The organism is Acinetobacter sp. B51(2017), from assembly GCF_003711395.1.
Classification (GTDB): Bacteria; Pseudomonadota; Gammaproteobacteria; order Pseudomonadales; family Moraxellaceae; genus Acinetobacter.
On sequence record NZ_PJRJ01000003.1, the window covers coordinates 16,816 to 43,283 of the forward strand.

The following is a 26,468-nucleotide window of genomic DNA, read 5'->3' on the forward strand; positions in this document are numbered from 1 at the left end:
GCCTCTTGCTGAGGCTTTGATATTTAACGATGGGTATGTACCGACATCACAATACCCATACTGGCCATTAAGGAAATCACTGCAGTACCCCCATAACTCATAAACGGTAGAGGGTCACCTGTGACCGGTAAAATACCACTGACCATACCTGAATTTAAAAACACAAAGAAGAAAATGGTTAAACCTACCGTACCTGCATATAATTTGCCAAAGTTATGAAAACTATTTAAACCAATGATTAAGCAGCGGAAAATAATCGCAGCATACAAACAAATTAAGGCAAACACCCCAATAAAACCAAATTCTTCGGCAAAGGTCGACATAATAAAGTCGGTATGATGTTCTGGCAAATAACCTAAATGTGATTGCGTGCCCTCTAAATAACCCTTCCCGCTTAAGCCGCCTGAACCAATGGCAATTTTAGATTGAATAATATTCCAACCTGCGCCTAATGCATCAGATTCTGGATCAAATAAAGTCAGAATCCGCTTCTTTTGGTATTCTTGTAAAAAGAACATCCATAAGGCAGGTGCAGCGACCATTAACGCCCCAATCGCTCCTCCGATAAGCTTCCATGACATGCCACTTAAAAACAGCACAAAAATACCAGGAATGATCAAACCAATATTGAGATCGGGCTGCAATACCACCAAAATAAACGGCACCATTAAGATAAGCATAGCCACTACAATATGGCGGAATTTAGGCGGAAAAGGACGCAGCGAGAAATACCATGCCATCATCAATGGCATCGCAAATTTCATAAATTCACTCGGTTGCATACTGCCAATGCCCGGCAAACTAATCCAACGTTTTGCCCCTAAACGCCGTTCACCAATAAATAATACCAATATCAATAGCACGAGTGAAATCAGATAAAAATACGGACTGACAGCCTGATACACTTTGGGTGGAATTTGTGCCAAAGTAAACAGTAAGATAAAGCCAATGCCAAAACTAATCGCCTGACGCATCACCATGGCACTATCTTGTGAAGCGCTATACACCACACATAGACCTAAAGCAGAATTGAGCAATAAAAAACACAATAACCAAGGATCAAGATGCAACTTGGTCCAACGTGACGAATCACTTTTCATACTTAAGCCGTCACGCACACCATGACGTAAAAAGCGATACTGTTGAGAGGGAATCATTGCAAGGGCTTTAACAAAAAAAGACAAGGCAAAAATTATAAGATTAAAGTGTTAAGGATTAAACACTTTTACTCTATTGTTTGGTGTTTTAATCGCAATTATCTGTTATTACTGGGCATTTAAGATTAAAGCGGCCAAGTCTAAATCATCAGGATAAGTAATCTTTATATTATCAGCACGGCCTTGCACCACATCGACCCGATGGCCTGCATATTCTAAGGCACTGGCTTCATCAGTAATGCAAATTTGATCCTGTAAAGCCTGCTCAATAGCAGATTTCAATACAGCCAATTGGGCCATTTGTGGGGTTTGTGCTTGCCATAATTGGCTACGATCGACGGTTGCGTTAATTTCGTGACCTGTCACTACACGCTTTAAAGTATCGCGTACAGGAATTGCCAAAATTGCACTGTGGCCTGTTTGCGTCGCATGCTCGACTAAGGCCTGTAGGCTATCTAGACTAACACATGGCCGCGCTGCATCATGTACCAACACCCAATCATTAGGCTCGGCAATGTGGCTTAAATACTCTAAGGCATTCAACACTGAATCAACCCGTTCGGTGCCACCTTGGCAAAAATGGGCATGTTGTTGATTGAGAAAATTTAAAGTCTGCGCAAAAGTATCTTGAGCGCCAATTGCTAACACATAACCACTTAAATTCAGCGTATTTAAACGGGCTACGGTATGTTCAAGGACAGTTTTGTCTTGAATCATTTGATATTGCTTAAGTTCAGTCTTAGAAAAACGACTTCCCGAACCTGCTGCCGGAATGACCACCCAAAGTTTATGGACGAATTGGCTGTTCAGGGATTGGGCTGTCTTCTTCATTGGTGCGTGGGTCTACTTTGGCGTTAGGATCAAGATAAATCGGTTTATACTGGGTACTAATGGTACTCATCTGTACAAAGGTTTCATTGGGTTTAATTAAGCCTAAATCGAGGCGTGCATGCTCTTCGATGGCTTCTACACCATTTTTTAAATCATATACTTCTGCTGCAAGAACCCGATTGCGTTCCTTGAGCTCGTCGTTATCTTCGACTTGTTGTTGAATTTTTTGTATCAGTTGCAAATGCTCATGATGACCACCATCACCCAACCAATACTTATATTGAAACCCTGCGATCAAAACGATCGCAAGGCCCAACAGTACTTTACTCGATGTCGAGTCGAATACATTTAACATTGACATACGTCGCTTAGTTTAAACCTTTAAACTCAGCTTTACCGCGATAAGCAGCTTTAGTCAATTCTTCAATACGAAGTAATTGGTTATATTTCGCTACGCGGTCAGAACGGCAAAGTGAACCAGTCTTGATTTGACCTGCACCAGTACCTACTGCAAGATCCGCAATTGTAGAATCTTCAGTTTCACCTGAACGATGTGAAATTACAGTTGAGTAACCATTTGCTTTAGCAAGGTAAATCGCATCTAAAGTTTCAGTCAAGGTACCGATTTGGTTGTATTTAATTAAAATAGAGTTACCAACTTTTTCATTGATACCACGTTGTAAGATTTTTGGATTGGTTACGAATAGATCATCACCAACCAATTGGATCTTGTCGCCCAAAATTTCAGTTAAGTAAGACCAACCTTCCCAATCAGATTCATCTAAACCATCTTCAATTGAGATAATTGGATATTGGTTGACAAGACCTGCAAGATAGTCAGAGAACTGGTTGCTTGTGAATGCTTTGTTGCCTTCACCTGCAAGAATGTATTGACCATTTTTGTAGAATTCTGAAGATGCACAGTCAAGCGCAAGCATAATATCAGAACCTGCTTTGTAGCCAGTTTGACCAATTGCTTCAAGAATAACGGTAATCGCTTCTTCGTTAGAACGAAGGTTAGGTGCAAAACCACCTTCATCACCAACAGCAGTGTTTAAACCTTTTTTGTTTAATACTGATTTTAGTGAATGGAAGATTTCAGCACCCGCGCGAAGCGCTTCAGAGAATGAAGTGAAGCCTACTGGCTCAATCATAAACTCTTGGATGTCTACGTTGTTGTCTGCATGTGAACCACCGTTTAGGATGTTCATCATTGGTACAGGCATGGTTAAAATGCTGTTGTTACGTAGGTCTGCGATGTATTGGAAAAGCGGAGTTTTCTTTTCGTCAGCAGCAGCACGCGCAGCAGCTAAAGATACTGCCAAAGTTGCGTTAGCACCTAATTTTTCTTTGTTTTCAGTACCGTCAAGCGCGATCATCGTGTTATCGATGTCTTTTTGTTCAAATACTGATTTGCCCACTAAAGCATCACGGATTAAAGTGTTTACGTTGTTAACCGCAGTTTGAACACCTTTACCTAAATAACGTGCTTTATCGCCATCACGAAGTTCTAAAGCTTCACGAGAACCAGTTGAAGCACCAGATGGTGCACATGCACGGCCAACAACGCCAGAGGCTAAGATTACGTCTGCTTCGATGGTTGGGTTACCACGAGAGTCTAAAATTTCACGTGCACGAATGTCAACGATTTGGCTCATGAACAATTCCTCAGTTGATTAATAAAAATGATGCGTCAAAAACGACGCATCAAGGTGTAACAATTTAGTGTGTATCTAGCTTTTGGAAACCTTTGACTAAGGTATCCAATTCTTTGAGCTGTCCTAAGAACGCTTCAAGTTGCGATAAACGCAGCGCACAAGGGCCATCACATTTGGCTTTTTCAGGGTCAGGATGTGCTTCTAAGAACAGACCTGCTAACCCCGTTGCCATACCCGCACGCGCAAGTGTGGTAATTTGCGCACGACGACCACCAGCTGAATCACTACGCCCGCCTGGGGTTTGCAATGCGTGGGTCACATCAAAGAACACAGGAACATTCATTTCTTTCATGGTGTCAAAGCCCAGCATATCGACAACAAGATTGTTGTAACCAAATGCCGAACCACGTTCACACAAAATTAGTTTGTTATTTCCAGCTTCTAAACACTTATGCAAAATATGACGCATTTCGTGTGGTGCTAAAAATTGTGCTTTTTTGATATTGATAATAGCGTCAGTTTTCGCCATCGCTTCAACAAGATCAGTTTGACGGCTTAAAAATGCCGGCAACTGAATAATATCGGCAACCTCAGCCACAGGAGCCGCTTGATACGGCTCATGAACATCGGTAATGATCGGCACATTGAAATGCTTTTTAATGTCCGCTAACCACTCGATACCTTTTTCAAGACCCGGGCCACGATACGAGTTCAAACTTGAACGGTTGGCTTTATCAAAACTGGCTTTAAATACGTATGGAATGTCCAAACGTTTACAGATATCAACATAAGTTTCTGCAATTTCAAAGGCCAAGTCTTTAGACTCGAGTACGTTCATGCCGCCGAATAGTACAAATGGCAAATGATTTGCCATTTGTATATCGCCTAAACGTACAATTTCTTGTGGTGTTAATTGTGACATTTAAACATTCCTAGTTATGCAAAACACCAATTACTTGGCTTTTTGGTACTGCTGTTTCGCAGCATCAATGAAGCTTGCAAATAATGGATGACCATCACGTGGTGAGCTGGTAAATTCTGGGTGGAATTGTACCGCAACAAACCAAGGATGTGCAGGAATTTCAACCGTTTCAACCAAACGTTGGATGGGTGAATAACCAGAAATCTTCATGCCTTTTTCTTCTAAAGCAGGAATAAAGCGGTTGTTCATTTCATAACGGTGACGATGACGTTCGATGATTTCAGTTGAACCATACACTTCAGCAGTTTTCGTGCCTGCAACCAATTCAGATTTTTGTGCACCAAGACGCATTGTACCGCCAAGGTCAGAATCTGCAGAACGTTGCTGAACTTCACCACGTTCGTCTAACCATTCAGTGATTAAACCAATTAAAGGTGATTTAGTTGAACGATTAAATTCAGTAGAGGTTGCATCAGAAATACCTGCTACGTTACGTGCATATTCAATCACTGCAAGCTGCATACCTAAGCAAATGCCTAAGAATGGTACGCCATTTTCACGAGCGAATTTAATCGCTTGCATTTTACCTTCGGTACCGCGCTCACCAAAACCACCTGGTACTAAGATTGCATCAGCATCTTTAAGTACTTCTGCAGCATCTTGGCTTTCAAGCTCTTCAGCATTCACGTAGTCAATTTGGACTTTCACACGGTTTTGAATACCCGCATGTAAAAGTGCTTCGTTAACAGATTTATAAGCATCTGGAAGTTCAACGTATTTACCCACCATCGCAACACGTACTGTGTATTCAGGGTTCAATAACGCTTCTACCACGTTATCCCAGTCTGTTAAATCAGCTTCTGGAAGATCGTTGTAGCCAAAACGTTCACAGATTAAATCGTCAACATTTTGCTCAGAGAAAGTACGTGGAATTTGGTAAATCGTACGTGCATCTTTACATACCACCACCGCACGCGCTTCAACGTTGGTAAACAACGCGATTTTACGTTTAGTGTCGGCATCAACATCGTATTCAGTACGGCAGATTAAGATATCTGGCTGAATACCAATTGAAAGTAATTCTTTTACTGAGTGTTGAGTTGGCTTAGTTTTTAACTCTGCTGCTGACTTAATATATGGGAGTAAGGTTAAGTGCATCAACATCGTACGTTTATGGCCAAGTTCAACCATCAACTGACGTACTGATTCCATGAATGGGAGAGATTCAATGTCACCTACTGTACCGCCAATCTCAACGATCGCGACATCATAGCCTTCGCCTGCGCGAAGCACACGTTCTTTAATATTATCCGTAATATGTGGAATAACTTGAACGGTACCGCCTAAGTAATCACCACGACGTTCTTTGTTCAATACATCTTGGTACACGCGGCCAGATGTAAAGTTATTTAACTTGGTCATTTTCGCACGACGTAAGAAACGTTCGTAGTAACCCAAGTCTAAGTCAGTTTCTGCGCCATCTTCTGTGACAAAAACTTCACCATGTTGGAAAGGGCTCATTGTCCCTGGATCGACATTAATGTATGGATCCATTTTGACCATGGTCACTTTTAAACCACGGGCTTCTAAAAGTGCAGCAACTGAAGCAGCTGAAATACCTTTACCTAGTGATGAAACTACACCACCAGTCACGAAAATAAAATGGGTCATTGGGTTTCTCGTACAATCGAGCCTAAATCGGCCTGCAATGTTGCGCAATTTTACTTTACTCTGCACCAATAAAGCAAAGTCATTGTGCATCAATTCATGGAACAATAAACAATTGGTTATTGTATCAGCAATTGCAATAAAAATTTAGCTTATCTTTTGATGATTTTTCTATTGCTTTTTATGGTTATAATATGTTTATCCGTCTAACGCGTTATTTTGTGCAGTTATGAATAAGAAACTTTTAATTTGTGGCGCAATTGCAACTAGCCTATTATTAAGTGCATGTGTCAAAAAAGAAACTCCCGCTGAAGAAGAGACGCGTGCTGAAACAGCAACGACTCAAAGTAAACCTGAAGCTAAGTTTGAAAATTTAAGCCCGACTGAGCCAGAACCAACAGCAGCAGTTGCAGAGCAAGCGACAGCCGCAGCTGCACCAAAAGCAGCGGATACACCGAAAAAAGTTGAAGTGATTCGTGAACAAACCGCGAACACGACCACTGAAATTCGTCGTGAGACTCGTCCAGCGCAAACTGAAACACAGCCGAAAGCTGAAGCACCAAAGCCTGAGCCAAAGGCCGAAGTACCAAAACCAAAAGCTGAAGCACCAAAGCCTGAGCCAAAAGCCGAAGCACCTAAAGCTGAGCCTAAGCCAAAAGCTGAAGCACCACGAAGCAATAGCACGCAATCACAAGATGATGCTGTTGCTGCTGCGATTGCTGCTGCGACACCTGCGCTGGATTAAGCCATTTCTATCTTTAAAAACCCAGCTTGTCTGGGTTTTTTTGTCTGTTCTAAATGGGCATAATGACGAAAATAATCGGCAATCACACGACTTGCCCAAGACTGAGTTCTGGTTAAACCTTGATAAAAAATACAATGACTGCCCTTAGCTGTAGTCACGATTAAAATATTGGGCATATTGGCAAGTTTTTGTTTATACGGCATTAAATTATCAATTCTACAAATCGGATCATCTTCGGCATTGAGTACCATAAGCGGGATTTGGATATCCTGCATCACATAGATTGGATTCACCGCTTGGGCATAGCTTTGATAATCTTGAAAACCTGCCATCTCAATATAAGCCTGTTCAAATTCAGCTAAACTTTTGGCTTTTAATAGTTGTTCTAAGTTTGTCCATTGCCAAGTACTGCTATAAGGCTGAATAAAAACCTTAAAGAGTTTTTTAGTCATCAGTTTACTATAGACAGGATGCACCCGAGCAAAGCCTTGTTCACTGTCATAGCCCGGACTTAGGGCAAAAGCGGCTTTAAATGGGGCATTTTTCCCCACTTCACCTAAATAACGTACCAACAAACCTGTTCCTGCTGATGAACCCACCGCATATAAATCTGAACGAGGATATAACCTTTGAATATGCTCAATTTGTTCCGCTAGATCATCGCTCGATCCTAAAATATTAATTTTAGGCACAGTTAGCGGTAATTTGCCATGCCCACGGCGCAAACATAAGGCAATCCGCCAGCCAGTATAATGATGCAGATCATGCACCAATTCACGCATACTTTCAGGGGTACCGGTTAAGGTATGCATAATCACAATGGTCGGGGTGGTGGCACTTAACTTTTGCCCATACCAAGCAATGCCGGTAGTCCCACCATCTTGCATGGTTAGCTGCTCAATGGCGTCATAGTGCAAGCGGATACGATGGCGCTTAAACAAATCAAAATACAACATTTGCGCATGTGGATTTGCCAACCATAAAGTTGGACAATATTTTTTTTGTAGATATGTCAGCTCAGGTACCAATTGTGCAAAAATGCCTTGTGGATGATAGGCTAGATGCGGTTTAGCTGCCCCTGCCCACTGTTCAATATAAGACACTAAGCGTTGATTCAGTTGTTGTAATCTAAACATCGCATCCTCCTGAGTCGTACATTGAAGCTAAGCTAGGGGGTTCACCAGCTTGGTGCTTAAACGGTCACTCTTTCAGTATTTTTATTATGGCTGAGCACATAATATGCTGGGCAGCTCAAGCTGAGCCAAGAGCCTTATTATTGTTTATCATCGACTTGAAGCAGATATTCAAGACTTTTTTTGTAGTGATCGCTGCCCTGCCTTAGGCAGCAATCTTTTGGATCACTTGCGCCCATTACAAACGGGCGGCTAAATAAGCACCATCGGCAATGGCACGCTTAGCATCTAATTCACCTGCAAGTTTCGCGCCACCAATCAAATGCACCTGTTGCCCTGCTACGACTAACTCATCATATAAAGGGGTATAGGATTCTTGTCCTGCACAAATCACTATATGATCGACATCCAACAAAATCGGTTGTTCACCCACGCGAATATGTAAGCCATCATCATCAATTTTGTCATATTGCACCGCATTTAGCATCTGTACATTGCGCTGTTTTAAACCACTACGATGAATCCAACCTGTGGTTTTACCTAAACCAGAACCTACACTACTGGCTTTGCGCTGCAACAAAAAAATATCACGCACCGCAGCCTTGGGCTGAGCTAACTTTAAACCGCCTTCATATTGGTACTTAGGATCAATGCCCCATTCATCATAAAATTCTTGCGGATCTAAGCTACTTTCTCCAGCATGGCTTAAAAACTCAGCGGTATCAAAACCAATGCCACCTGCCCCAATAATGGCGACCCGTTTTCCTACGTGCACACGCTGTTTTAAGACCTCTAAATAGCTTAAAACTTTTTCGTGTTCAATGCCGGGAATGTCCAGTTTGCGTGGTTCAACCCCTGTCGCCAACACAATTTCATCAAATTGATGATCGAGTAATTCTTGCGCTTTAACTTGATAGCCGAGCACCAGTTTAATATTAGGTTGTAATTCTAATTGACGCTTAAAATAGCGAATAGTCTCAAAAAACTCTTCTTTACCAGGGATGGTTTTCGCAATATTAAATTGACCACCAATTTGCGCACTAGATTCAAATAAAGTCACAGTGTGGCCACGTTCTGCCGCATTTAGGGCAAAGCTTAAACCTGCTGGGCCTGCGCCAATCACTGCAATATTTTTAACAGTGGTTGCAGTTTCTAGGGATAATTCGGTTTCATGACAAGCACGAGGATTGACCAAACACGAGGTTAATTGACCGCTAAAAATATGATCGAGACAGGCTTGGTTACAACCAATACAGGTATTGATTTCATCACTACGATTTTGTTCAGCTTTGAGCATAAACTCTGGATCAGCTAAAAATGGTCGTGCCATAGAGACTAAATCGGCATGTCCTTGCGCCAAGACCTGTTCTGCCATAGCTGGGGTATTAATACGATTGGAGGTGATTAACGGAATTTTAACTGCGCTTTTGACTTTTTGTGTGACCCAAGTAAAGGCCGCGCGTGGCACTTTGGTGGCAATGGTGGGAATACGTGCTTCGTGCCACCCAATGCCAGTATTAATTAAGGTTGCGCCAGCAGCTTCAATGGCTTTGGCCAATTGCATCACTTCAGCTAATGTTGATCCGCCCTCAACCAAATCTAGCATGGATAAACGATAGATAATAATAAAGTTTTCGCCTACTGCTTGACGGGTACGTCGCACGATTTCCACTGCCAAACGAATTCGGTTGATATAACTACCGCCCCATGCATCGTCACGATGATTGGTACGTTTGGCAATAAATTGGTTAATTAAATAACCTTCAGAACCCATAATCTCTACACCGTCATAGCCTGCATATTGCGCCAATTTGGCACATTCAACAAAGTCGGTGATGGTCTGTTCAATTTCTACAGGCGTTAAAGCATGTGGAATCACCGGATTAATCGGTGCTGCAATGGCTGAAGGAGCAACAGCTTGCGCTTGGTGGGAATAACGTCCTGTATGCAAAATCTGTAAGGCAATTTTAGCCCCAGCCTCATGCACTGCTTGGGTGACGATTTTATGTGGTTCGGCTTCTTCAAGCGTACTCAGTTTACTAGCACCTGCACGGGTCAAACCTGCGCTATTGGGTGCGATTCCTCCCGTCACGATTAAACCCACACCACCGCGCGCGCGTTCAGCATAAAATGCTGCCATGCGCTGATGACCATTGGGCGCTTCTTCTAAGCCAACGTGCATCGATCCCATAATCACGCGGTTTTTTAATGTAGTAAAGCCTAAATCAAGTGGAGTAAATAAATGTGGGTAAGCAGACATCGCGAGCTCCTTGCTGGCAGGGTTATTTTTGACTAAGGTATTGCACAATATATAAACGTGATCGCTTTTTTATGCAACATGTTGCATAATTTTAAAACCAACTAAATTTGACTGAGGCGTCTAATGTCCCTTGCGCATGTGTTAATCACCAGTTTGTTAGAAAAACCTAGTAGTGGCATTGAATTGGCACGGCGTTTTGACCATTCGATGGGCTATTTTTGGAGCGCGACGCATCAGCAAATTTATCGTGAATTAAAAAATATGCTACAACAAGGCTGGATTAGCACCCAATCACCGCCTGATCTAAAACAGAAAATTTATCAAGTTGAAGCCAAAGGCCGTGCTGCTTTGGCTACATGGATGCTCGAACACAGTGCACCGGCACAATTACGTGAAGATTTAATGGTACGTTTACGTGCCGAAGCACAGCTTAACTCGCAAGCGCTGATACCTGAATTACAAAAACATCTGATTGAGCATCAAAAGCGCCTACGTACTTATCAAGCCATTTTTGCCAAAGACTTCGCTGCTGCTAGCCCCGACAATCGACAGCAATATATTCAGAAAATGATTTTGCAATTGGGTCTCGATTTAGAGCAAGACTGGGTCAATTGGCTAGAACAGCTCATCCAAGGTTTGCAGCAATATCAGGACAACAAAGATGCAGATTAATCTCGCAGATGGTGAAACCTTAAGTGTACGTGAATATGGCCAAGGTCAACCTGTCTTGGTGCTATCAGGTTTAGGCATGAGCAGTGTGCAATGGCTGCCATTTTTATGGCCTTTTAAGCGGAATTTTCGTTTTATTATTCCCGATTGGCGCGGTTTTGGTGGCTCTAAACAAGCCAAAATTCCACGTCTAGATGCCATTTCTAGCCATTGGCAAGATTTACAGCAGATTGTGCAACAACTGCATTTGCATCACTTTGCTGTGATTGCTTATTCCATGGGGGCAAGCATCGCCATGTATGGGATGCAATATGCTGATTTTTCTAGCAAGATCAGCCACTATTTACATATTGATCAAAGCCCATGTATTAAGAATCGCACCGATTGGCACTATGGTTTATATGGTAAGCAACAAACCCAATATTTGGCCTGTTTAAGCCAGTTAAGAGCTATTTTACAAGATTATACTGCGCCAGAGTATATGCCACGCGCACAGCAACAACAGCTTTTTAGTGCATGGCAGACGCTACTGGCCTTTCAAGGTTCTCATCCTCTCTTGCTGCAAAGTTTAAAACAGCTCAATCGATTCCCACAACTTGCTGCTTATACTTTACCGCTTAAAAATTTACAGATGATGACGTGGTATTTAGATACTTATTTAGCACATGATTTAGATTTACGCCCAAGTTTACATACACTTCATTGTCCAATCACATGGCTCAGTGGTCAAAATTCAGCGTTGTATCCGATTTTTGGGCAACAGTTATTAGCGCAAAAATTAAAAGCGACGCATGTGATCTTGCCAAAATCTGGCCATGCGCCGCTGTTGTCGCAACCATTGCAGTTTTATCAAACGCTACGCCAGTTTTTACGTCAAATGCCGATTTAAGCCACCGTGGCTACATGCGTCGCTAAACTATCAATCACACCCGCAGCATGTAATTGTTGTAATTGTTCTGGGCTATAAAACTCGCTTAATACTTGCTCAGTATGTTCACCCAATTGTGGCGGTGCATGTCGATATTCCACTGGTGTATCGGAAAGTTTGATTGGTGAACCAATCACTTTAAAATCAGGATTTAAGGCATGCGGAATATTCACCACCAAACCACGATGTTGAATTTGCGGTTCAGCCAATGCATCTTCAATCGAATTAATCACACCTACAGGTACTTTGACTGCATGAATCTGGCTGACCCAATGCGCGGCATTTTCCTGCATAAAGTAGTCGCTGAGTAAACCGACCAATTCACCGCGATGCTTGACGCGATCTTGGTTGCGCTGAAATTTTGGGTTGTCTAAAAGTTCAGGTAGCCCAATTGCAAGGCATAAGTCTTTAAATTGTTTATCATTACCGCAAGCAATAATAAATTCTTTATCTTTAGCCATAAAAGTTTGATACGGCACAATATTGGGATGATGATTACCCATACGTAGCGGTGATTTTCCACTGCTTAAATAATTCATGCCTTGATTGGCGAGACTCGCCACTTGCACATCCAATAGCGACATATCAATATATTGACCCCGTCCGGTATGTTGACGCGCGAGCAATGCCGCTTGAATCGCAATGGTTGAATACAAGCCGGTTTGTAAATCCACCACCGCCACACCCACCTTTTGTGCGCCCGCACCCAGTAAACCATCTTTTTCACCGGTGATGCTCATCAAGCCTGACATGCCTTGAATAATAAAGTCATAGCCCGGTTCATCGGCACGGGGGCCATCTTGACCAAATCCAGTAATCGAGCAATAGACTAGATTTGGATTTAATTCACTTAAAGTGGCGTAATCTAAGCCATACTTGGCCAATGAACCGGTTTTATAGTTTTCGATCACCACATCTGCGGTTTTGGCAATTTCACGAATAATCTCTTGCCCTTGCGTTGAGGCAATATCCACCGCCACCGAATATTTATTGCGATTAGCACACTGGTAATAACCCGATTCACGGGTGGCTTGACCTTGGGCATTATTCATCCACGGTGGACCCCACATGCGGGTATCATCGCCCACCTGTGGACGCTCAATTTTAATCACTTCTGCACCAAGGTCAGCTAAAATTTGCCCACACCATGGTCCTGCCAATACACGGCTTAAATCTAAAACGCGAATGCCTTGTAATGCACCCATAAGTTACTCCTCAAAGGTCAGCCACGCTGACCCGATTGTGTTTATTTATTATTTGTTGGCTATGGCAGCCACGCTTGGGTTGTTGCTTCTGAAAATCGTAATCGCGAAAAATACGACTGACCAAGCAATAGTATGCACTTGACCAACCACCCGAGATGTCACCCAGTGACCATACTTGCCTCAAAGGTCGATAGGCCAAATTCTGCTTTTAAACTGGTTAAACTAAAGGACAAAAGCATAATATCTACGCCATCAATCACCAATGAAACAAAGGCAAAGATAAACGCGAGCTTCCATGTGTTTTTATTAATTTTATGTGCGGTGCCAAGATTGGATGGCAGTTTTACAGTTGAATCCATATTCTGTTTCCTCATTTTCCCACATGAGCCATCTTGGTGCTTAAAGTCTTCATGACCTTATTGTTCTATCTTTACACCAAGATAAACTTTTTCTAGGTAGCATTAACCTAAAGGCGCGCTAAAAAGCGCGCCCTGTTTTTTTGTTATTACAACAATTTTAATTAGTTAGAGAACGCTGCAATGCCTGTTTGCGCACGACCTAAAATTAAAGCATGCACATCATGGGTACCTTCATAGGTATTCACGACTTCAAGATTGACCAAATGACGTGCCACGCCAAATTCATCGCTAATGCCGTTACCACCCATCATGTCACGGGCTAAACGGGCAATATCCAATGCCTTACCACAGTTATTGCGTTTAATCAGCGATGTGCCTTCAACTGCAGCAATACCTTCATCTTTCATACGACCAAAGCGTAGCGCTGCTTGTAAACCTAAAGCAATTTCAGTTTGCATATCGGCAAGTTTCTTTTGAATCAATTGATTAGCAGCCAATGGACGACCAAATTGTTTACGATCCATAGTGTATTGATGTGCGGTATGCCAGCAGAATTCAGCCGCACCCATCGCACCCCACGCAATACCATAACGAGCACTGTTTAAACAAGTAAATGGACCTTTGAGACCGCGTACTTCTGGGAAGGCATTTTCTTCAGGCACAAAGACGTTATCCATCACGATTTCACCGGTGATCGAAGCGCGTAAACCCACTTTGCCGTGAATGGCAGGTGCTGATAAACCTTCCCAACCTTTTTCTAAAATAAAGCCGCGAATATCACCGACGTTACCTGCTTCAGAGACTTCTTTGGCCCATACCACAAACACATCGGCAATTGGACTATTGGTGATCCACATTTTTGCGCCACTTAAACGGTAACCACCCTCTACTTTTTTAGCACGCGTGATCATGCTGCCCGGATCTGAACCGTGATCTGGCTCGGTTAAACCAAAGCAACCAATATATTCACCTGTGGCAAGTTTAGGTAAATACTTTTGTTTTTGTTCTTCTGAACCAAATTCGTTAATCGGCACCATCACCAATGAACTTTGTACGCTGGCCATTGAACGATAGCCTGAATCGACATACTCAATTTCACGCGCTACTAAACCATAGCTCACGTAGTTTAAACCTGCACCGCCATACACTTCAGGAATGGTTGGGCCCAATAAACCTAGTTCGCCCATTTCACGGAAAATTGACGCATCGGTTTTTTCATGACGGAATTGTTCTAAAACGCGTGATTGTAAACGATCTTGGCAATAGGCATGTGCTGTATCGCGAATCATGCGTTCTTCTTCAGTCAACTGCTGTTCAATTAAAAATGGATCCTGCCAATTAAATTGCACTTTGGTTTTTTTAGTGTTGAGCATTTGATTCATTGCGTCCTCTGCTTTTTTGATCATGTTTTGATTATTTGAGTTGATCGTAGAGCAAAAGACCAAGCTAGCGCAAACGATAATTTTGCATGTAGATATGCAAAAATCACATACCTTATGCAAATTATCCGCTATTATTGCCTAAAAATTAAACCAATATGCATATCTTCAATTGAGAATACGCCATGCGCCGTCAGATTCCGCCTTTACAAAGCCTGCTGTGTTTTAGTGCATCAGCGCGTCATTTAAGCTATACCCATGCTGCTCAAGAACTGTTTATGAGCCAAAGCGCGGTGTCTCGACAAATTCAACAACTCGAAGATTTTTTGCATTTGCGTTTATTTCATCGCACCCGGCATGGTGTCGAGCTGACTGCCGCAGGTCAGCAGTATTATAAAAATATTCAGCCTTATTTAGAGGGACTCGAGCGTGCCACATTAGACGTGATGTCACATAAAGGTTTAGGTGGCACCCTAAAAATTGGCGTGGTACCAACCTTTGCCACGCGCTGGCTATTACCACAACTACATGATTTTAATGCGTTATATCCTGAGATTATTATTCATCTTGAAACCAGTACCAAACCGTTTTTATTTGATGACAATATTTTTGATGCCGCGATTTATGCCGGCACACCACAGCAAGTGCAGCATTGGCCGGGGACGCAAAGTCATTTTCTCATGCCTGAAGATCTCCTTGCAGTTTGCTCACCCGCCTTAATTCAGCAGCATTTTCCTAATCTCGAGCCTAAGAAAAATGGCAGTTATGACTTAAGCCCTGAACAGTTCGTTCAACTACCCCTGTTACAACAAACCACCCGTCCAAGTATTTGGCAAGAATGGCTACAAAGTGCCGCAATTGCGCATCCCAACCCTTATGATGGACAGCGCCATGAACTATTTTCGATGTTGGCGGTTGCAGCCACGCATGCGATGGGGGTGGCCTTAATCCCACAAATGTTACTCGAAAAAGAACTCAGTGACGGCAGTTTAGTGCTGGCCTCACCGCATCAACTGCAAGGCAGTCGTAGTTATTATGTGGTGCATTCCGACAGTGATGCCTCGCCATTATTGGCAAAATTTGTACAATGGTTAAAAAGCGTGGTGAGTACAAAGCGATGAAAAAATTAGTGGTGTTTTCAGGTGCAGGTATGAGCGCAGAAAGTGGCATTCAAACCTTCCGCGACAGTGATGGCTTATGGGAGCAGCATCGTATTGAAGATGTGGCGACGCCTGAAGCTTGGGCAAAAAATCCCGAATTGGTACAACGTTTTTATAATGCACGGCGTAAAAACATCTTAGCCGCCAAGCCTAATGCTGCGCATCACATCATTGCCGAATTAGAACAAGACTTTGATGTACAGGTGATTACGCAAAATATTGATGATTTACATGAACGTGCCGGCAGCAGCAAAGTGCTGCATTTACATGGCAATATCCGTTTTTCTAAAAGTTCTGACCCCAAAGCTGGTGATCATGCAACCTTGTATCCAATTCTAGGCGACAGTTTAGATTTAAGCACCGACAAATGCCCTAAAGGCTATCCGCTACGGCCGCATGTGGTGTGGTTTGGCGAAGCAGTACCCGCCTATAGTGAAGCCGAACGTGTCGTGCAACAGGCGGATATTTTTGTGGTGATTGGCACCAGTTTACAAGTCTACCCTGTGGCGGGCTTAGTCCATTGTATTTCGTCCACTGCACAGGCCTACTATATTGACCCGAAAGCCAATCAGCAGCATTTACCGCAGCAGTATCAAAAAATTGCCTTAGCTGCCAGCCAAGGTATTAACCAGCTTAAACAGATCTTACTGACATAAAGCCTATTTAATCTGTACGTTATCCAATGTGGCATCAAATTGACTGATTAAGTCTTTAACCACAGGCTCATTTTGCAGCAGCTCCACAGCGCGCTGCTGTGCCAATTGTTTACGCTGTGCCTGTAAGTGATATGGCGTCGTGGTACTTATATCCTGATATTTGACACTAAAGCGAGTTTTTGGCCATGTCGCATGCAACGCTTGCTCTAAATGGCTTTGTAACGATGTCAGCAATTGTTCATATTGTGGTGCAATGATAAAGACCGACTCTGCATTGATCTCGCCCTGCATAAGGCCATGCTGTGCAAGTTCTTGTAAAGCAGGGCTTAAATCCGATTGTCTAAACCAATATTCCCATTTTTCAAGTGTCCATTCGCCAGTTAAGTCTTGCTCAGGTACTTTCAGAATATCTTGTGGCATCTGCGTGCTATGCGTTGCAGCTGATGTTGCTGCAACAACAGGTTTACCTTGAGGCGCTGCAAATAAATCATCGGTAACAGAATCCGGCGACTCTACTGGCTCAGCAAATTCTTGAGGCTCAATTGCAGCTTGTACAATATCTTGATGCGCTGTTGGCGTATCTAAAAAGAAAATTTCGTCTGGTAATGGATGTTCAGTAACAACCGTTTCGCCTAAATCAAAATCAACTAAGTCATCAGTGGCTTGAAACAGCACTTGATCTTGATTGATTGGGTAAGCTTCTACAGCTTCTACAGCTTCTACAGCTTCTACAGCTTCTACAGCTTCTACAGCTTCTACAGCTTCTACAGCTTCTACAGCTTCTACAGCTTCTACAGCTTCTACAGCTTCTACAGCTTCTACAGCTTCTACAGCAAGCGTAGCGGCTTCAACTGCTGTTGCAAGCTGAGCTTGAGAATTTTCTGTACCCTGTGAATCAGCTGTAACTAAAACCTCATGCGGTTGCAGTGGACGAAATGCCAATAAACGCAGCACACACATTTCAAAGCCTTGCTCTTGGGTTACCGCCAATTGCAAATCAGCACGGCCTTTACAAGCAATTTGATAATACATCTGTAAATCCGCTGCACTGATTAATTTAGAAAGTTGTGTGATTTTTTGATTAATTTCATTGCTATATTTTAGGCTTAAATCTGGTAAATATTGCAATAACGCTAATTCGTGTAAAGTCGAGATCACTTGATCTAAGACTAAGGATACATCTAAGGCTTGTTGTCTAAATTGCAATAATAATTGGCTTACACGCGCAGGTTTATTTTGATGAATCGCCAGTAACAAATCATAAATAATGGTGCGGTCAATTAAACCAAGCATTTCTTTTACGTCTTGATGACGAATTGCGCCTTGACCATAGGCAATGGCTTGATCGGTTAACGACAATGCATCACGTAATGAACCTTGTGCAGATTCAGCAATTTGCCAAATTGCATCTTGGTCAGACTGAATGGTTTCACGAGTTAAAATATCGCTTAAATGATCGGTAATTTCATCTACGGCAAGTGGTCGCAAAGTAAATTGCAAACAACGTGAAATCACGGTAATCGGTAATTTTTGCGGATCAGTGGTCGCAAATAAGAATTTAACGTGTTCAGGCGGTTCTTCTAAGGTTTTCAGCAAAGCATTAAACGAGTGCGTGGAGAGCATATGCACTTCGTCAATTAAATACACCTTAAAACGCCCTTGCGTGGGTGCATAGGGTACGTTATCAAGTAATTCACGCGTATCTTCAACTTTGGTGCGTGATGCCGCATCAATCTCAATCAGATCAATAAAACGTCCTTCATTGACTGCGACACACGTTGGACATACTTCACACGGTGTTGAGGTCACACCTGTTTCGCAGTTTAAGCATTTGGCTAAAATACGGGCAATTGTAGTTTTACCTACCCCACGCGTTCCGGTAAATAAATAAGCATGATGCAGACGACCACGTTCTAAAGCGCTGGTTAAAGCGCGTGAGACATGGTTTTGACCGACCAATTCATTAAAATTACGCGGACGATATTTACGCGCGAGTACTTGATACATGTATGCTCCTTCTTGCAGGCATTAGCATACTGTTTTTTTAGTCATTAGTGAATGCACAGCGCTCGCAATTAGCCATTTGCAAAACAATAGCGCATAAAAAAAGGATGATCATTGATCATCCTTAATTCACTTTAGCTTTCGCTGCTTTTGCTAGGTTGTTCCAGTAAGAAATCATCTGCGGCAAGGTAAGCATTCGCTGTTACATCTTCACGAATTTCTAATAAATGATGCTTGGTATCCACCACCAGTAAATTACGTGTGGTGACATTGACCAATTCAAGTTGAGTCTTTTCAGCATCACGAAAACGCATGATACCGGTTAAGGTTTCAACTTGATTATGCCCACTTAAACTTTCACGCACTAAGGTATAGGTCATGTCTTGGTTTAAGGTTAAATCAACCGCCATCCCCGGACAATCTTGGCAACGTGACAGACACCCCATACATGGTGTGGTGCCTTGATAGGTTCCTACCCACTGCGCTTGCTCAACTTTCTGCTCCATGGCAGAGGTCTGTTGCTTTGTGCTGTTACTGTCCTGACAACCACCTAACACCACCACGCTCATGGCAAATAAGGGAATAATCACTGGCTTTTTCATGCTGTATCACAACTTAAAATCACCTGAGCAAAATAGCATATTCACAGAAAATATCATCTATTAAATACCTGAAAGTGCGCTCACACTGCCGACTAAGTGCGGTTTATGATCTTGGGTGTTGCGCAGTAAAAATTCAATCTTGCTATTTTCAGCGCTAAGTAACTCCACCCGCGAAGGCAAATAAATTGGCAGCTTAAAATCAACCTGTGCATGGTAAGCAGATGGTAAATCTAAGCGTGATAACACTTGTGCTTTGCTCCACATCCCATGGGCAATCGCGCGTTTAAACCCAAAGGCTTTGGCAGTCAAGCGATGTAAATGAATTAAATTAAAATCCCCTGAATTTAACGCATATTGACGACCCGTATTTTCTGCCACTTGCCATTCATCTTTAACTAAATAGACGGGCTGCGCTGTAGTTTTAACTTTGTCGACAGAGCTGCCTTTTTGCTTTGATAAATAGCGGCTACTGCCCGTCATGACCACTTGATCAGCTACTTTTACCTCAGTGATAAAGTCAAACACGACGCCTTTTTCATGCGGCAATAACTCCCCCAAACGACATGACAAACTAAAGCATTCATCGGCCAAAATTATACGTTTTTGCTGAATTTCGTTGGCCACATGCACTAAACCTAAAGCCTGAAATGGAAATTCAGCTAAACTCATCATTTGCATCTGTAAGCTTTGCGAAAGCACTGCAAAATATAAGGCAGGGACGTGCTGATTTTGTGCAAAACCAGTCAGTTGTTGATATTTGGCTAAATGCTGTGCATCAAGACGTAACTCATCGACCACATACTCAAGTTGAGGCAGAGCTTGGCCTTTGGCTTTTTTTTGAATTAAGCCACGAATAATCTGAGGATAGGCCAAATAGGGTTTTGGCAAATGCTGAAAATGACGCGTTGACATGAGAATTTTCCTTTAAAATTTAAGCACCGAGTACGCTTTGTCCACAAACCCGTAATACATTGCCATTTAAGCCACCTGATGCAGGACTGGCAAAAAAGGCGATCGCTTCTGCTACATCCACAGGTAAACCACCTTGACTCATCGAATTCATACGACGCCCTGCTTCGCGAATTGCAAACGGAATCGCTGCGGTCATTTGGGTTTCAATAAATCCCGGTGCCACGGCGTTAATAGTGATGCCATTGTTTAGCGTTGGTGCAGTATATTTCACGATCCCAATTACACCTGCTTTAGACGTGGCATAATTGGTCTGTCCCATATTGCCCGCAATGCCCGAAATAGAGGACACACAAATAATGCGCCCTTGCGCTTGGATGGCATTTTGCGCCAATAATTCTGTATTAATACGTTCAATACTGGATAAGTTGATATTGAGTCCCAAATCCCATGCCTCAGGTTTCATATTCGCTAGGGTTTTATCACGGGTAATCCCTGCATTATGTACCACGATATCTAAACCACCGTGTGCAGCTGCTGCCTGTATAATCTCTTGACTGGCGTGTTCACTGCTAATATCGACGCTTAATGCCGAACCTTGAATCCGACTCGCCACCCGTTCTAAATCGGCCTGTTGGGCTGCGACATCTAAGCAAATCACATGTGCCCCATCACGCGCCAATACTTCAGCAATCGCTTCGCCAATGCCACGACTAGCACCAGTCACTAAAGCGGTTTTTCCAGCCAAAGGTTGCTCCCAATCAAGCTGTTGTAGTTGAGCTTTTTGCACCCGTAATACTTGACCTGAGATATAAGCTGAACGCGCTGACAATACAAAACGTAAACTAGATTCGATATTCTCTGCTGCATCGGGATCTACATAAATCAACTGTGCGCTAATCCCTTTTTTCAGTTCTTTACCTAAAGACTTGACTAAACCTTCTAAAGCACGCTGGGCAATAGCTTGAGCAACATCGGTGGCGCGCTCAGGTGTAATCCCCAACACCACCACCCGTCCAGAAGCAGACACTTGACGCATCACGGGATGGAAAAAATCATACAGTTGTTTGAGTTGTTGACTGTTTTGAATACCCGATGCATCAAACACTAAGGCTTTAAATTTGGATTCTTTATCGCCTGCATTAAACGCACCTAAATTTAAACCCGCTGTAGCAGCTTGTTGCTGTAATTCTGGATTATTACCTGCATAGCTATTGGCATGAATATTGGTAAGTACTTGGGCAATGGCGGTACTGAGCATACTGTTGGGTGCAGCCCCCAATAACAATGCACCCTTTAACACAGGCATTGCTTGAGTAAAGCGTTCGAGTTGCTGCGGCTGTGGTAAACCTAAATTTTTAACGACAAATTTACCAATAGGAGAATGGGAAAAATTTTGATATTGATCAGTCATGGTTATTATCTCGCATCAAATATAAGTTGAATTGATCTTTTGTTTATAGAGATATTAAACACTTATCGGGCAAAAGATCTATGTTTTTCACTGCGATGATACGTGAGTTTACAATTTGATGACTTGACCTTGCCGCAAAATCCACTGTCAATCTAGTCAATCCCCTTTGCTTTAGAGTATGTTAAGGTCAAGACTGAACAACAAAAAGTACAGCTGCCATAACACCATTGATTGTTGTTATTTGCATCACCCCAAATGAGGACGAGAATTTATGACACAAAATACTATTCGCCGTGTGGCTATTTTAGGCGGTAATCGCATTCCTTTTGCCCGTTCCAATGGTGCCTACTTTAAAGCCACTAATATTGACATGCTCACTGCAGCCTTAAATGGCTTAGTGGAGCGCTTCAATTTACAAGGTCAACGTTTAGGTGAAGTAGCAGCTGGAGCTGTACTCAAACATAGTCGTGATTTTAACATGACGCGTGAATGTGTCTTAAATACCAAACTTGCCCCTGAAACGCCAGCTTATGATTTACAGCAAGCCTGTGGCACAGGTTTACAAGCCGCTTTTCAAGTGGCCAATAAAATTGCTTTGGGTCAGATTGAAGTGGGGATTGCAGGCGGTGTGGATACCACATCCGATGCGCCAATTGCCTTAGGCGATGGTTTACGTAAAGCGCTGTTAGAACTGAATATTGCCAAAACTGCCAAAGCACGTTTACAGGCTTTAGCCAAAATTAATGTGAAAGATTTAATGGATGCCCCGCGTAATGGTGAACCGCGCACAGGCTTATCCATGGGCGACCATCAAGCTTTAACCACCTTAGAATGGGGTATTTCGCGTGAAGCGCAAGATGAGCTGGCCGCTAGTTCACATCAAAAAATGCACGCAGCCTATGAAGCAGGCTTCTTTGACGACTTAATCACCCCATTTTTAGGTTTACAACGCGATAATAATTTACGTCCTGATTCGAGCGTCGAAAAGTTAGCCAAACTCAACCCCGCTTTTGGTAAAGGCGATGCCCGCACCATGACCGCAGGTAACTCTACCCCACTCACCGATGGCGCATCTTGTGTGTTATTGGCCTCAGAAGAATGGGCCAAAGCCAATGGACATGAAATTTTAGCTTATTTAAGCTTTAGCGAAACCGCTGCCGTTGATTTTATTCACAAAAAAGAAGGGCTACTCATGGCACCTGCTTATGCTGTGCCACGTATGCTACAGCGTGCCAATTTAAGCCTACAAGATTTTGACTTTTATGAAATTCATGAAGCTTTTGCCGCTCAGGTTCTTTCTACTTTAAAAGCGTGGGAAGACCCAAATTTCTGTAAAAACCGTTTAGGTTTGGATGCACCACTCGGTGCGCTTGACCGCAGCAAGCTCAATGTGCATGGTTCATCTTTAGCAGCGGGTCATCCATTTGCGGCCACAGGCGGGCGTATTTTAGCCACAGCCGCCAAATTAGTGCATCAAAAAGGTTCAGGTCGCGCCTTAATTTCAATTTGTGCTGCCGGTGGTCAGGGTGTCACCGCGATTGTGGAAAAATAAACAAAACCAGCACCCCACGGGGTGCTTTTTTAATGTCGATATTCGGGGCTATAACCTAAACGCGCTTCAATATGGTCATAACAGCACTGAAAAATAAAGGTGTAGACTAAAATACATAAGGTCATAGAAAAATCGAGCACCACAGCTTGCCATAGGCTCATTTTTAAAGCGTATGCAACCATCGGAATGGTGGCCAACATCAAACCGCCTTCAAAACCAATGGCATGTAAAATCCTGACTTTGATGCCACGCTTAAGCTGATGTTTGGCTTCAAATTTTTCAAAAAAATGATTAAACAGCATATTCCAAAATACAGATGTGATTGCCATAGCCACCCCTAAACCACCCGTGACTTCAAGCGGCATATTAAAAATAAAACTCAGTGCTACAGCAATAATGCTTAATAAAATCACTTCATAGCTGAAAGCATGCACTATTCTGCGTTTTGACAACAACATTTTTTCACTCTAAATATCTCAAGTGCTGGCATCATATGTGCTTAATGTTGATTGATCGAGTTAGATTCTTTCAATTTTATTGATAGGTGCAGCATGAACGTAAATCAAGAACAGTTAACTATTTTTAAAAGTGTCATAGAATATGGCTCTTTTTCCGCTGCGGCGCGGCATTTAGGTAAAGTGCCCTCTGCGGTGAGTATGGCCATTAGCAATTTAGAGCTAGACTTAAATTTACAGCTGTTCGAACGCCATGGCCGAGAGCCGACCCCAACCTTAGCAGCAGAACAATTGTATCACCAAGCCTTGCAGCTTTTGGTCGAGATGCAGGCATGGCAGCAACATGCCCACGCCCTAAGCCGAGGTTTAGAGGCAGAATTAAATATTGTTGTGGTGTCAGAATTACAATACAGCAGTTGGCCGACTTATATCGCTCAAGTCGCAAAAGCCTTCCCTAGTCTTAAAATCAATATTTTAAATTCTCCGCAAGAAGATGCTTTACGGCTTTTGAAAACTGGACGCGCCCAATTAGCCTTTATGTTTGAGCGTGAACATTTAAACAGTGACGAGCAATTTATTGAAGTCGAACAACAAAGTTTGGTGGCTGTGGCAGCGAAGCAACATGTCTTAGCCCAACGCAGTGCAATCACGCTACGCGATTTGCAACAGCATCGACAAATCGTGGTGGCGAGTCGTGAACGGGACTTAGTCCCTGAGCTGAGCTTTTCGACCCAAGCATGGCATAGTGATCATCATGATTCAGCTTGTCGCTTAATTTTACAGGGCTTGGGTTGGGGGGTATTACCGCTACAAATGCTCAAAGAGAACCCTTACTTGGCCGAACAACTCCAAGTTTTAGCCATCCGCGACTTTACCCCACAGTTTACTTATTTTATGGATTTGGTCTGGCGACGTGATCATGCCTTGGGTCAAGCTGCACAATTTTTAATCCAATATTTGCAAAATCATCGGAAAAATCCAGTTTAATTACTGCAATTAGGCCGCCAAGTACTTGGCAATAGCGCTTTATTTACTATATAACAACACTACAGGGTTATGAAATAAAGAATTAAAGTAATGAAAGCCAATACCTTAACGCAATTAAAACAATTCACCACCATCGTTGCCGACAGCGGTGACTTAAATGCGATTGCACAGTTACGTCCACTCGACGCCACCACCAATCCATCCTTAATTACTGCTGCGGCAATGCAACCAGAAAACCGCACCCTGATTGAACGTGCATTTGCACAAGCACGCAGTGAAGGCTATCAACATGATGCTTTAATTGAACGTAGCATTGATATTTTAACCGTCCAACTGGGCGTAGAAATTTTAAAATTAATTGATGGCCGTGTGTCTACCGAAGTCGATGCAGCATTATCTTATGACACCGAAGCCACCATTGCCAAAGCCAAAGAATTGCTCGCGCTTTATCAAGAATATGGCATTGCCCAAGACCGTATTTTAATTAAAATTGCCTCGACATGGGAAGGCATTCAAGCTGCGCGAGCTTTAGAAGCCGAAGGTATCCATTGTAATTTAACTTTACTGTTTGGCTTAACCCAAGCACGCGCCTGTGCCGATGCCAAAGTCACCTTAATCTCACCTTTTGTAGGTCGTATTTTAGATTGGTACAAAAAAGCCGAAGGTGTAGACAGCTATCCAATTAGCCAAGACCCAGGTGTTTTATCGGTTAAACAAATTTATCAATACTATAAACAACATGGTATTCAAACCGAAGTGATGGGTGCTAGTTTCCGTAGCATTGAGCAAGTATTAGGTTTAGCTGGGTGTGATTTACTCACCGTAGCGCCTAATTTATTACAACAATTGGAAAACAGCGAGATCGATGTCATTCCTCAATTATCTGCTGAGCATGCCGCGCCGCATCAAGACCATCATGTGGTATTAGATGAAGTGACTTTTAAAGCTGAGGTGGAGCATGACTTAATGGCCAGCCAATTGTTACAAGGTGGCATTGATGGCTTTATTAAAGCACGTCAACAATTACATCAATTATTGGCAAGCGCCATGGCACACGCAGAAATTTCTGTCTAAAGATTCAGGATTTAAAGCACGCTTTTCAGCCGATGGGGGTATAATCAACATCGGCTTTTTCATGGACATCACTCGTGCTTGGCATTACCGATTTAACCACTTATATCATTGGCACGACCCTGATTGTATTATTACCTGGGCCAAATTCTTTGTATGTCATGTCGGTGGCTTCACGCTATGGCATTAAAGTAGGTTATCAAAGTGCGTTTGGCGTATATATGGGGGATTTAATTTTAATTGTCCTCACTGCCTTGGGGGCTGCATCATTATTGCATCATTTCCCTTGGTTATTTACGGCTTTAAAAATTATTGGTGCCCTCTATTTAAGTTATTTAGGTCTTAAATTATTGCAAGCCGCCAGACATAGCTGGCAACACCCTCCATCACAGCAGCAACAACGCACAACAGCACATCATATCGAAAAACTCAGTCCGTTTCGCACCGCACTCACCATTAGTATTTTAAATCCTAAAGCCATTTTATTTTACTTGTCGTTTTTTGTGCAGTTTGTTGATCCTGCTTATCCTTATCCTGCTCTGAGCTTTGCAGCACTGGCGCTCATTTTACAATGTATCAGTATGTCATATTTGAGTGTGCTGATCTTTTCTGGAGCTAAGCTTGCCGGTTATTTCGCGCATCGTTATCGTTTTACGGCAGTGTGTGTGGCTTTGGTGGGGCTTTTATTTTGTGGTTTTGGGCTAAAACTGGCCAGCTCTACTTTATAAAAATACCAAATGACAT

The 26,468-nt window shown here is 42.7% G+C and carries 23 protein-coding genes and 2 pseudogenes; 9 read left to right on the top strand and 16 right to left on the bottom strand.

Translation table 11 applies throughout. The annotated features are described in order from the left end of the window. Nucleotides 1–23: 23 nt before the first annotated feature. From rodA to pyrG, 6 genes are all read right to left on the bottom strand, one after another. Nucleotides 24–1,157, bottom strand: a complete 1,134-nt coding sequence (gene rodA, locus CYK47_RS02195; protein WP_122898499.1) for a rod shape-determining protein RodA — start codon at nucleotides 1,155–1,157, stop codon at nucleotides 24–26. A 108-nt stretch (nucleotides 1,158–1,265) separates the two neighbouring features. Continuing rightward, a complete protein-coding gene (gene ispD, locus CYK47_RS02200) occupies nucleotides 1,266–1,988 on the bottom strand; it encodes a 2-C-methyl-D-erythritol 4-phosphate cytidylyltransferase (RefSeq protein WP_122898501.1) in 723 nt (240 codons plus the stop codon). Beyond that, a complete protein-coding gene (locus CYK47_RS02205; protein ID WP_122898503.1) occupies nucleotides 1,945–2,343 on the bottom strand; it encodes a septum formation initiator family protein in 399 nt (132 codons plus the stop codon). The genes ispD and CYK47_RS02205 overlap by 44 nt, the downstream gene beginning before the upstream one ends. Nucleotides 2,344–2,356: 13 nt before the next feature. Continuing rightward, nucleotides 2,357–3,646 (bottom strand): phosphopyruvate hydratase, encoded by a 1,290-nt coding sequence (eno, locus tag CYK47_RS02210; protein ID WP_122898505.1) that lies wholly within the window; start codon nucleotides 3,644–3,646, stop codon nucleotides 2,357–2,359. A 64-nt stretch (nucleotides 3,647–3,710) separates the two neighbouring features. Beyond that, nucleotides 3,711–4,568: a 3-deoxy-8-phosphooctulonate synthase gene (kdsA, locus tag CYK47_RS02215; RefSeq protein ID WP_122898507.1), complete on the bottom strand. Its 858-nt coding sequence runs from the start codon at nucleotides 4,566–4,568 to the stop codon at nucleotides 3,711–3,713. 30 nt (nucleotides 4,569–4,598) lie between these two features. Further along, on the bottom strand, nucleotides 4,599–6,239 hold the full coding sequence (pyrG, locus tag CYK47_RS02220) for a CTP synthase (RefSeq protein WP_122898509.1): 1,641 nt from the start codon (nucleotides 6,237–6,239) through the stop codon (nucleotides 4,599–4,601). 226 nt (nucleotides 6,240–6,465) lie between these two features. On the opposite strand from pyrG, the gene CYK47_RS02225 reads away from it, so the two are divergent. Continuing rightward, entirely contained in the window at nucleotides 6,466–6,981 is a 516-nt protein-coding gene (locus CYK47_RS02225) for an internalin (RefSeq protein WP_122898511.1), read from the top strand. Here the strand turns inward: CYK47_RS02225 and CYK47_RS02230 are convergent. Together CYK47_RS02230 and CYK47_RS02235 are read right to left on the bottom strand one after the other, a co-directional pair. Next, complete coding sequence (locus tag CYK47_RS02230; RefSeq protein ID WP_122898513.1) at nucleotides 6,978–8,117, bottom strand: YheT family hydrolase; 1,140 nt, start codon at nucleotides 8,115–8,117, stop codon at nucleotides 6,978–6,980. The two genes, CYK47_RS02225 and CYK47_RS02230, sit on opposite strands and share 4 nt — an antisense overlap. Nucleotides 8,118–8,352: 235 nt before the next feature. After that, nucleotides 8,353–10,374 carry an NADPH-dependent 2,4-dienoyl-CoA reductase gene (locus CYK47_RS02235; protein ID WP_122898515.1) on the bottom strand — a complete coding sequence of 674 codons (2,022 nt, stop codon included), beginning with the start codon at nucleotides 10,372–10,374 and terminating at the stop codon, nucleotides 8,353–8,355. A gap of 123 nt (nucleotides 10,375–10,497) precedes the next feature. On the opposite strand from CYK47_RS02235, the gene CYK47_RS02240 reads away from it, so the two are divergent. Then, nucleotides 10,498–11,046 carry a PadR family transcriptional regulator gene (locus CYK47_RS02240; protein WP_122898517.1) on the top strand — a complete coding sequence of 183 codons (549 nt, stop codon included), beginning with the start codon at nucleotides 10,498–10,500 and terminating at the stop codon, nucleotides 11,044–11,046. Next, nucleotides 11,036–11,932 carry an alpha/beta fold hydrolase gene (locus tag CYK47_RS02245; protein WP_122898519.1) on the top strand — a complete coding sequence of 299 codons (897 nt, stop codon included), beginning with the start codon at nucleotides 11,036–11,038 and terminating at the stop codon, nucleotides 11,930–11,932. The genes CYK47_RS02240 and CYK47_RS02245 overlap by 11 nt, the downstream gene beginning before the upstream one ends. Here the strand turns inward: CYK47_RS02245 and CYK47_RS02250 are convergent. The 3 genes and pseudogenes from CYK47_RS02250 to CYK47_RS02260 all read right to left on the bottom strand — a co-directional run bounded on the left by CYK47_RS02250 (nucleotide 11,929) and on the right by CYK47_RS02260 (nucleotide 14,917). Beyond that, nucleotides 11,929–13,176, bottom strand: a complete 1,248-nt coding sequence (locus CYK47_RS02250; protein WP_122898522.1) for a CaiB/BaiF CoA transferase family protein — start codon at nucleotides 13,174–13,176, stop codon at nucleotides 11,929–11,931. The genes CYK47_RS02245 and CYK47_RS02250 overlap by 4 nt on opposite strands. 176 nt (nucleotides 13,177–13,352) lie before the next feature. Further along, nucleotides 13,353–13,550, bottom strand: a pseudogene (locus tag CYK47_RS02255) (MFS transporter); the annotation flags it as partial. A gap of 146 nt (nucleotides 13,551–13,696) precedes the next feature. Then, a complete protein-coding gene (locus CYK47_RS02260; RefSeq protein ID WP_122898524.1) occupies nucleotides 13,697–14,917 on the bottom strand; it encodes an acyl-CoA dehydrogenase in 1,221 nt (406 codons plus the stop codon). Nucleotides 14,918–15,099: 182 nt separating this feature from the next. On the opposite strand from CYK47_RS02260, the gene CYK47_RS02265 reads away from it, so the two are divergent. Both CYK47_RS02265 and CYK47_RS02270 read left to right on the top strand, forming a co-directional pair. Beyond that, on the top strand, nucleotides 15,100–16,035 hold the full coding sequence (locus tag CYK47_RS02265; protein ID WP_122898526.1) for a LysR substrate-binding domain-containing protein: 936 nt from the start codon (nucleotides 15,100–15,102) through the stop codon (nucleotides 16,033–16,035). Beyond that, nucleotides 16,032–16,730: an SIR2 family NAD-dependent protein deacylase gene (locus CYK47_RS02270; protein ID WP_122898749.1), complete on the top strand. Its 699-nt coding sequence runs from the start codon at nucleotides 16,032–16,034 to the stop codon at nucleotides 16,728–16,730. Before CYK47_RS02265 ends, CYK47_RS02270 begins: the two co-directional genes overlap by 4 nt. 3 nt (nucleotides 16,731–16,733) lie before the next feature. Here CYK47_RS02270 and dnaX read toward each other — a convergent pair whose 3' ends face one another. From dnaX to CYK47_RS02290, 4 genes are all read right to left on the bottom strand, one after another. Next, nucleotides 16,734–18,737, bottom strand: coding sequence for a DNA polymerase III subunit gamma/tau (gene dnaX / locus CYK47_RS02275; RefSeq protein ID WP_122898528.1), 2,004 nt, complete (start codon nucleotides 18,735–18,737; stop codon nucleotides 16,734–16,736). Nucleotides 18,738–18,868: 131 nt separating this feature from the next. Next, nucleotides 18,869–19,336: a copper resistance protein NlpE N-terminal domain-containing protein gene (locus CYK47_RS02280; protein WP_122898530.1), complete on the bottom strand. Its 468-nt coding sequence runs from the start codon at nucleotides 19,334–19,336 to the stop codon at nucleotides 18,869–18,871. A 60-nt stretch (nucleotides 19,337–19,396) separates the two neighbouring features. Further along, entirely contained in the window at nucleotides 19,397–20,248 is an 852-nt protein-coding gene (locus CYK47_RS02285) for a MaoC family dehydratase (protein WP_122898533.1), read from the bottom strand. Between the two features lie 19 nt (nucleotides 20,249–20,267). Then, nucleotides 20,268–21,659, bottom strand: a complete 1,392-nt coding sequence (locus CYK47_RS02290; protein ID WP_122898535.1) for a 3-oxoacyl-ACP reductase — start codon at nucleotides 21,657–21,659, stop codon at nucleotides 20,268–20,270. Nucleotides 21,660–21,930: 271 nt separating this feature from the next. On the opposite strand from CYK47_RS02290, the pseudogene CYK47_RS02295 reads away from it, so the two are divergent. Then, nucleotides 21,931–23,211 (top strand): annotated as a pseudogene (locus CYK47_RS02295) (acetyl-CoA C-acetyltransferase); the annotation flags it as partial. A gap of 29 nt (nucleotides 23,212–23,240) precedes the next feature. Here the strand turns inward: CYK47_RS02295 and aceI are convergent. Then, entirely contained in the window at nucleotides 23,241–23,669 is a 429-nt protein-coding gene (aceI, locus tag CYK47_RS02300; RefSeq protein WP_122898539.1) for a chlorhexidine efflux PACE transporter AceI, read from the bottom strand. 93 nt (nucleotides 23,670–23,762) lie between these two features. On the opposite strand from aceI, the gene CYK47_RS02305 reads away from it, so the two are divergent. From CYK47_RS02305 to leuE, 3 genes are all read left to right on the top strand, one after another. Continuing rightward, on the top strand, nucleotides 23,763–24,653 hold the full coding sequence (locus CYK47_RS02305) for a LysR family transcriptional regulator (protein WP_122898541.1): 891 nt from the start codon (nucleotides 23,763–23,765) through the stop codon (nucleotides 24,651–24,653). 90 nt (nucleotides 24,654–24,743) lie between these two features. Then, entirely contained in the window at nucleotides 24,744–25,727 is a 984-nt protein-coding gene (gene tal / locus CYK47_RS02310) for a transaldolase (RefSeq protein ID WP_122898543.1), read from the top strand. A gap of 74 nt (nucleotides 25,728–25,801) precedes the next feature. Continuing rightward, nucleotides 25,802–26,452 carry a leucine efflux protein LeuE gene (gene leuE, locus CYK47_RS02315; RefSeq protein WP_122898545.1) on the top strand — a complete coding sequence of 217 codons (651 nt, stop codon included), beginning with the start codon at nucleotides 25,802–25,804 and terminating at the stop codon, nucleotides 26,450–26,452. The last annotated feature ends 16 nt before the right edge of the window (nucleotides 26,453–26,468 follow it).